Source organism: uncultured Xylophilus sp., from assembly GCA_913776965.1.
Lineage (GTDB): Bacteria > Pseudomonadota > Gammaproteobacteria > Burkholderiales > Burkholderiaceae_C > Xylophilus.
Genome location: CAJYQL010000025.1, coordinates 153,548 through 160,821, shown reverse-complemented (window position 1 = coordinate 160,821; position 7,274 = coordinate 153,548). Strand labels below are relative to the sequence as shown.

Sequence of the window (7,274 nt, the reverse complement as noted above, 5' to 3'; positions counted from 1 at the left end):
GCCGCCACCCCCCCCCCGGCCCTGCGCCCCGACGGCGCCGAAGCGCGCGACCGGCTGCTGCGCACCGCGCTGCGGCTGTTCTCGGAACAGGGCTTCGCCCGCACTTCCACCCGCGCGATCGCGCAGGCCGCCGGCGTCAACCTGGCGGCGATCCGCTACTACTTCGGCGACAAGGCCGGCCTCTACCGCGCGACCTTCACCGAGCCGCTGGGCGCCGCGCCGCGCGAGCTGGTGCCGCTGCTCGACCGCACGGACGTTACGCTGCGCACGGCGCTGCAGGCGTATTTCGGCGGCGTCACCGCGGGGCTGAAGCAGGGCGAGCTGGCCCGGCAGTGCCTGCGGCTGCACATCCGCGAGATGCTGGAGCCGACCGACCAGTGGGCCGTCGAGGTCGAGCAGGACCAGGTGGCGCCGCAGCAGGCGCTGGTCGGCGTACTGCGCCGGCACCTGGGCCTCGCGGCCGAGGACGACGACCTGCACCGGCTGGCCTTCGGCATCGCCGGGCTGGGCGTGCACCTGTTCGTCGCGCAGGACATGATCGGCCTGATGCGCCCGGCCCTGCTCGACACACCCGAGGCGGTCGATGCCTGGACGGCGCGGCTGGTGGACCAGGCGATGGCGCTGGTGGCGGCCGAGCGTGCACGGCGCCGGCGGAGTGCTGCCGGCGCCCCCGCAATCTCACCCGCACCCGCCCGTGCTCGCGCAACGCCGCGTTCCGCGGCCAATGCCGTCACGCCGCCGTCGCCGCGCCGCCGCAGGATGGCGGCCGCTCCCGCCACGGCGCCGGCCGCCTCCGTCCGTCCCGCATCCGCGCCCTCATCCGCCCCCGCTTCCCGCACCCGCAAAGCCGCATGACACCGCTGCCTTCCCGCTTCCTCCCGCGTCGCGCGCCCTGGGCGGCGCTGCTGCTGCCGCTGGCGCTCGCCGGCTGCGCGCTGCCCCGCCCGCCCGCCACGCCCGACGTGGCCCTCCCCACCGCGTGGCAGGCGCCGCGCCCGCCGGCCCCCGCCGCCGTGGCGCCCGCGACCGACCCGTCGCTGCCCCACGGCGGCAGCGCCGACGGCATGGCGCGCTGGTGGGAGCGCGCCGGCGATCCGCTGCTGGTCGAACTGGTCGGCGCCGCCCAGGCCGCCAGCCCGACGCTCGCGCAGGCCGCCTCCCGCATCGGGCAGGCGCGCGCCAGCCGGGTCGCGGCCGGCGCCGCGCTGGGGCCGACGCTGGATGCGGTCGGCAACCTCAGCCGCGGCTTCCAGCCGCAGTTCCTGGCGGTGGCGACCACCGCGCAGGGCAACCTGCAGGCCGGCTGGGAGCCCGACGTGTTCGGCGGCAACCGGGCGGCGCGCGATGCGGCGCAGGCCCGGCTGGAAGGCGCGCAGGCCGGCTGGCACGACGCCCGGGTGTCGGTGGCCGCCGAGACGGCCAACCAGCTGACCGCCCTGCGCGCCTGCCGCGAGCAGCTGGTCGTCGCCACCGACGATGCCCGCTCCCGCCGCGAGAGCGCCCGGCTGTCGGCCCTGACCACCCAGGCCGGCTTCCAGGCGCCGGCCGACGATGCGCTGGCCCGCGCCAGCGCCGCCGACGCCGGCAACCGGCTGCTGCAGCAGCAGGCGCAGTGCGACGTGGCGGTCAAGGGCCTGGTCGCGCTGACCGCGATCGACGAGACGGTCCTGCGGCAAAAACTGGATGCAGCGCCCGTCGCACCGGTGCCGGATGCCCTGTTTTCGATAGCAGAGCTGCCGGCCCAGGTGCTCGCCCAGCGGCCGGACATCGCCATCGCCGCGCGCGACGTGGTGGCCGCCAGCGCCGACGTCGCGAATGCCGAGGCGCAGCGATACCCGCGCCTGACGATCGGCGGCGCGATCGGCCGGTTCTATGTCGATGCGCCGCAGTTCTCCGGCAGCAGCACCACCTGGACCGCCGGGCCGCTGCAGCTGTCGCTGCCGCTGTTCGACGGCGGGCGGCGCGCGGCCAACACCGCCGCCGCCCGGGCGAAATACGACGAGGCGGTCGCGCTCTACCGCGCCCGCGTGCGCCAGGCGGTGCGCGAGGTGGAGGAAGCGCTGGTCAACCTGCGCGCCACCGCCGACCGGGCGGCCGATGCCGAGACCGCCGCGGCCGGCTACCGCGCGTCGTTCGAGGGCTTCCAGGCCCGCTACGACGCCGGCCTGGCGAGCCAGATCCAGCTGGAGGACGCCCGCCGCACCGCGCTGGCGGCCGAGACCACCCGGGTCAACCTGAAGCGCGAGCGTATGGCCGCCTGGATCGCGCTCTACCGCGCGGCCGGCGGCGGCTGGGAGCCGTCGGCCGCCGCGCCGGGAGACAGCGGCGCGACCGTCGCCGTCCTTTCGCCCGCCGAGGCGCCATCCGCGCCCGCAGCACCCGCGCCGGCCGTCGGCCCCGCCCCCACGTCGCGCTGATCCCGACCGCCGCCCCACCTCGCCCGTCGTCCTGCCGCCTTCCGTCCGAGACCGCACCATGCACCGCCTGATCTCCACCGCCGACGCCGCCGCCCGCCGCCTGCTGCCGCCGGCCCTCGCCGACCATCCCCGCCGCCGTTTCGCTACGCTTTCGATAGCATCTGCCGCCCTGCTGGCGGGCGCGTGGGGCATTTTTGCCGCGCAAAAGGCGGTCGCCGCCGACCCGCCGCCCGCGCCGCGCCCGGCGCTGACCGTGACGACGGTGCTGCCGCAGACCGCGCCGCTGCCGGTCAGCTTCGCCGCCAACGGCAGCATCGCCGCCTGGCAAGAGGCGATCATCGGCTCCGAGGCCAACGGCCTGCGGCTGACCGACGTGAAGGTCAATGTCGGCGACACGGTGCAAGCCGGCCAGGTGCTCGCGACCTTCGCCGCCGACACGGTGCGGGCCGAGCTCGCTCAGTCGCGCGCCAGCGTGCTGGAGGCCGAGGCCACCGCCGCCGACGCCGCGGCCAACGCCCAGCGCGCCCGCACGCTCGAGAAGAGCGGTGCGCTCAGCGCCGCGCAGATCGCCCAGTACCAGACGACCGAGCAGACCGCGAAAGCGCGGGTCGAGGCGGCCCGCGCCGCCTACAACGCGCAGCAGGTGCGGCTGGGGTACGCATCGGTGCGGGCGCCCGACAGCGGCGTGATCTCGTCGCGCAGCGCGACGGTCGGCGCGGTGGTGGGCGCCGGCACCGAACTCTTCCGCATGGTGCGCAAGGGCCGCCTGGAATGGCGCGCCGAGGTCACCTCGGCCGAGCTGGGCCGGGTGCGGCCCGGCACGCCGGCGCGCATCGTGGCGGCCAGCGGCGCGCAGCTCGACGGCCGGGTGCGCATGGTCGCGCCGACGGTCGATCCGCAGACGCGCAACGGGCTGGTCTATGTGGACCTGCCCGCCACCAGCCGCAACGGCATCCCTGCCAAGGCCGGCATGTTCGCGCGCGGCGATTTCCTGCTCGGCACCAGCGACGCGCTGACCGTGCCGCAGCAGGCCGTCGTGGTGCGCGAGGCGTTCAGCTACGTCTTCACCGTCGGCGACGACGGTCGCGTGGCCCAGCGCAAGGTGCAGACCGGCCGGCGCGTGGGCGACCGGCTGGAGATCACCGAGGGCCTGCCCGCCGGCACGCCGGTGGTGGTGCAGGGCGCCGGTTTCCTGAACGACCGCGACCTGGTGAAGGTGGCGAACCCGTCTTCGGTACCGAATCCGGCCCCGGCGCCCGCCGCACCTGCGCCGGCAGCTACGAAATAAGGAGCACGGCATGTCGATCCCCTGCCTGCCGCCCACCACCGGAGCCTGGCGATGAACGTCTCCTCCTGGTCGATCAAGAACCCGATCCCGGCGGTGATGCTGTTCGTGCTGCTCACCTTCGCCGGCCTGCTGTCCTTCAAGGCGATGAAGGTGCAGAACTTCCCCGACATGGACCTGCCGCTGGTCAACGTCACCGCCCTGCTGCCCGGCGCCGCGCCCGGCCAGCTGGAGACCGACGTGGCCCGCAAGATCGAGAACTCGATCGCCACGCTGCAGGGCCTGAAGCACATCACCACCACGGTGCAGGACGGCACGGTCACCATCCTGGCCGAGTTCCGGCTGGAAAAACCGGTGCAGGAAGCGGTGGACGATGTGCGCTCGGCCGTCAGCCGGGTGCGTGCGGACCTGCCGGCCGACCTGCGCGACCCGATCATCACCAAGGTCGACCTAGCCGGCACGCCGGTGCTGGCGTACACGGTGCAGTCCACCAAGCTGGACGACGAGGGCCTGTCCTGGTTCGTCGAGGACACGGTCGCCCGGCGGCTGCTGACGGTGCCGGGCGTCGGCGCGGTCAACCGCGTCGGCGGCGTGCAGCGCGAGGTGCGGGTGGCGCTCGACGCGAACAGGCTGCAGGCCCTCGGCGCCAGTGCGGCGAACATCTCGCGCCAGCTGCGCCAGGTGCAGGTCGAGAGCGCCGGCGGCCGGGCCGACCTGGGCGGCGGCGAGCAGCCGGTGCGCACCATCGCGACGGTGAAGTCCGCGGCCGAACTCGGCGCGCTGCAGCTCTCGCTGCCCGACGGCCGGCGTATCCGGCTGGACCAGGTCGCGACGGTGAGCGACACCGTCGCCGAACGCCGCGCCGCCGCGCTGCTCAACGGCAAGCCAGTGGTCGGCTTCGAGGTGGCCCGCAGCCGCGGCGCGAGCGAGGTCGAGGTCGGCGCGCAGGTGCAGAAGGCGCTCGACGATCTGAAAGCCGAGCATCCCGACATCACACTGACCGAGGCCTTCAACTTCGTGCAGCCGGTGGCCGAGGAATACGACGGCTCGATGCACCTGCTCTACGAGGGCGCGATCCTCGCGGTGGTGGTGGTCTGGATCTTCCTGCGCGACTGGCGGGCCACGCTGGTCTCGGCGGTGGCGCTGCCGCTGTCGGTGATCCCGGCCTTCATCGGCATGTACCTGCTGGGCTTCTCGGTCAACGTGATCACGCTGCTGGCGCTGTCGCTCGTCATCGGCATCCTGGTGGACGACGCGATCGTGGAGGTCGAGAACATCGTGCGCCACCTGCGCATGGGCAAGTCGCCCTACCAAGCGGCGATGGAGGCGGCCGACGAGATCGGCCTGGCGGTCGTCGCGACCACCTTCACGCTGATCGCGGTGTTCCTGCCGACCGCCTTCATGAGCGGCATCGCCGGCCGCTTCTTCAAGCAGTTCGGCTGGACCGCGTCGCTCGCAGTCTTCGCCTCGCTGGTGGTGGCGCGGGTGCTCACGCCGATGATGGCCGCCTACCTGCTCAAGCCCCTGGTGGACCAGGAGAAGGACCCGCGCTGGCTCGCCGCCTACATGCGGGCGGTGACCTGGTGCCTGAAGCACCGCTGGGCGACGCTCGGCGCCGCGACGGTGTTCTTCGTCGGCTCGGTCGCGCTGATCCCGCTGCTGCCGACCGGCTTCATCCCGCCGGACGACAACTCGCAGACGCAGGTGTACCTGGAGCTGCCGCCGGGCAGCACGCTGCAGCAGACCACCGCCGCCGCCGAGGATGCCCGCCAGCGGCTGATGGCGATCGACACGGTCAAAAGCATCTACACCACCGTCGGCGCCGGCAGCGCGGGCGCCGACCCGTTCGCCGGCAGCGCCGCGGCCGAGCCGCGCAAGGCGACGCTCACGATCCAGCTGTCGCCGCGCGGCGAGCGCGAGCGCAAGCAGGGCATCGAGCAGCAGATCCGCCGCGCGCTGGAATCGCTGCCCGGCGTGCGGCTGAAGGTGGGCCTGGCCGGCGGCAACGAGAAATACATCCTGGTGCTGGCCGGCGACGACCCGCAGGCGCTGACCTCTGCCGCCCGCGACGTGGAACGCGACCTGCGCACGGTGCCCGGCTTCGGCAACATCGGCTCGTCGGCGAGCCTGACCCGGCCCGAGATCGCGGTGCGGCCCGACTTCGCCCGCGCCGCCGACCTGGGCGTGACCAGCGCCGCGATCGCCGAGACGCTGCGCGTCGCGACCGTCGGCGACTACGACGTGTCGCTGCCCAAGCTCAACCTGTCGCAGCGCCAGGTGCCGATCGTGGTGCGGCTCGACGACGCCGCGCGGCAGGACCTGGCGGTGCTGGAGCGCCTGACGGTGCCCGGCACCCGCGGCCCGGTGCTGCTCGGCGACGTGGCGACACTGGAGGTGGCGGGCGGGCCGGCCGTCATCAGCCGCTACGACCGGGCGCGCAACATCAACTTCGAGATCGAGCTGTCGGGCGTGCCGCTCGGCGACGCGGCCAAGCTGGTGCGCGAGCTGCCGTCGGTGAAGAACCTGCCGCCCGGCGTGCGGGTGACCGAGGTGGGCGATGCCGAAGTCATGGGCGAGCTGTTCGCGAGCTTCGGCCTGGCGATGCTGACCGGCGTGCTCTGCATCTACATCGTGCTGGTGCTGCTGTTCAAGGACTTCCTGCACCCGGTGACGATCCTGGCCGCGCTGCCGCTGTCGCTCGGCGGCGCCTTCGTGGGCCTCCTGATTGCGCAGAAGAGTTTCTCGATGCCGTCGCTCATCGGGCTGATCATGCTGATGGGCATCGCGACCAAGAACTCGATCCTGCTGGTCGAGTACGCGATCCTGGCGCGCCGCGGCCAGAACCATGCCGGCGAGGACGCCGACGCGCACGACCTCACGCCGATGAGCCGCTGGGACGCGCTGCTCGACGCCTGCCACAAGCGCGCCCGGCCGATCATCATGACCACGCTCGCGATGGGCGCGGGCATGATGCCGATCGCGCTCGGCTTCGGCGCCGCCGACTCGAGCTTCCGCTCGCCGATGGCGGTGGCGGTGATCGGCGGCCTGATCACCTCCACCGTGCTGAGCCTGCTGGTGATCCCGCCGGTGTTCACCTTCATCGACGACATCGGGCAGTGGATGCTGCGCAAGCTGCGCGGCGGGCGGGCCGGGCCGCAGGCATGAGGCCGCCGGCCGGCGCCGGACCGGCCACCGCGCTGGCCGACCGGCTGCTGCCGGTGTCCGACTTCGCGGAAACCCACCGGCGCAGCGGCGTCCGCGCCGTACCGTCGGCCGTCATCGATGCGGTGGCGCGGTACGACGATGCGGCCGACCCGCTGCTGCGCACCGCCCTGTAGCTGCGCGACGCGCCGGCGCGGCTGGCGCGTCGTATCAGCCTCGGCGGCGGCATCGCGCCCGGCACCCGCCGTTTCGGCCTGCACAGCTTCACCGAGCTGGAGCGCACCGATGACCACATCGCCCTCGGGTTGATCGGCCGCTTCTGGGCCGGCGATTTCGGGCCGGCCCCTGCGCCGACCTCGCGCAGTTCCAGACCTTCGATGCACCCGGCAGCGCCCGGCTGCTGCTGTGCT

The 7,274-nt window shown here is 73.9% G+C and carries 5 protein-coding genes; all 5 read left to right on the top strand.

Annotated features, from left to right (window positions below):
* Window positions 1-855: CerR family C-terminal domain-containing protein (locus tag QZ500_RS04530; RefSeq protein ID WP_295851378.1), on the top strand; the 855-nt coding region annotated here is incomplete at its 5' end.
* The gene (locus QZ500_RS04525) at window positions 852-2,417 is read left to right on the top strand and encodes an efflux transporter outer membrane subunit (protein ID WP_295851376.1); all 1,566 of its coding nucleotides are present in this window, start codon (window positions 852-854) and stop codon (window positions 2,415-2,417) included. The genes QZ500_RS04530 and QZ500_RS04525, both read left to right, overlap by 4 nt.
* A gap of 58 nt (window positions 2,418-2,475) precedes the next feature.
* Window positions 2,476-3,705, top strand: a complete 1,230-nt coding sequence (locus QZ500_RS04520; protein ID WP_295851373.1) for an efflux RND transporter periplasmic adaptor subunit — start codon at window positions 2,476-2,478, stop codon at window positions 3,703-3,705.
* A 51-nt stretch (window positions 3,706-3,756) separates the two neighbouring features.
* Window positions 3,757-6,867 (top strand): efflux RND transporter permease subunit, encoded by a 3,111-nt coding sequence (locus tag QZ500_RS04515; RefSeq protein ID WP_295851370.1) that lies wholly within the window; start codon window positions 3,757-3,759, stop codon window positions 6,865-6,867.
* Window positions 6,864-7,040 (top strand): hypothetical protein, encoded by a 177-nt coding sequence (locus tag QZ500_RS04510; RefSeq protein WP_295851367.1) that lies wholly within the window; start codon window positions 6,864-6,866, stop codon window positions 7,038-7,040. Before QZ500_RS04515 ends, QZ500_RS04510 begins: the two co-directional genes overlap by 4 nt.
* The last annotated feature ends 234 nt before the right edge of the window (window positions 7,041-7,274 follow it).

Excerpts from the sequence above, each read along its gene's own strand:
- QZ500_RS04525 (WP_295851376.1), top strand. The coding sequence starts at position 852 with ATGACACCGCTGCCTTCCCGCTTCCTCCCGCGTCGCGCGCCCTGGGCG.
- QZ500_RS04520 (WP_295851373.1), top strand. The coding sequence starts at position 2,476 with ATGCACCGCCTGATCTCCACCGCCGACGCCGCCGCCCGCCGCCTGCTG.
- QZ500_RS04515 (WP_295851370.1), top strand. The coding sequence starts at position 3,757 with ATGAACGTCTCCTCCTGGTCGATCAAGAACCCGATCCCGGCGGTGATG.
- QZ500_RS04510 (WP_295851367.1), top strand. The coding sequence starts at position 6,864 with ATGAGGCCGCCGGCCGGCGCCGGACCGGCCACCGCGCTGGCCGACCGG.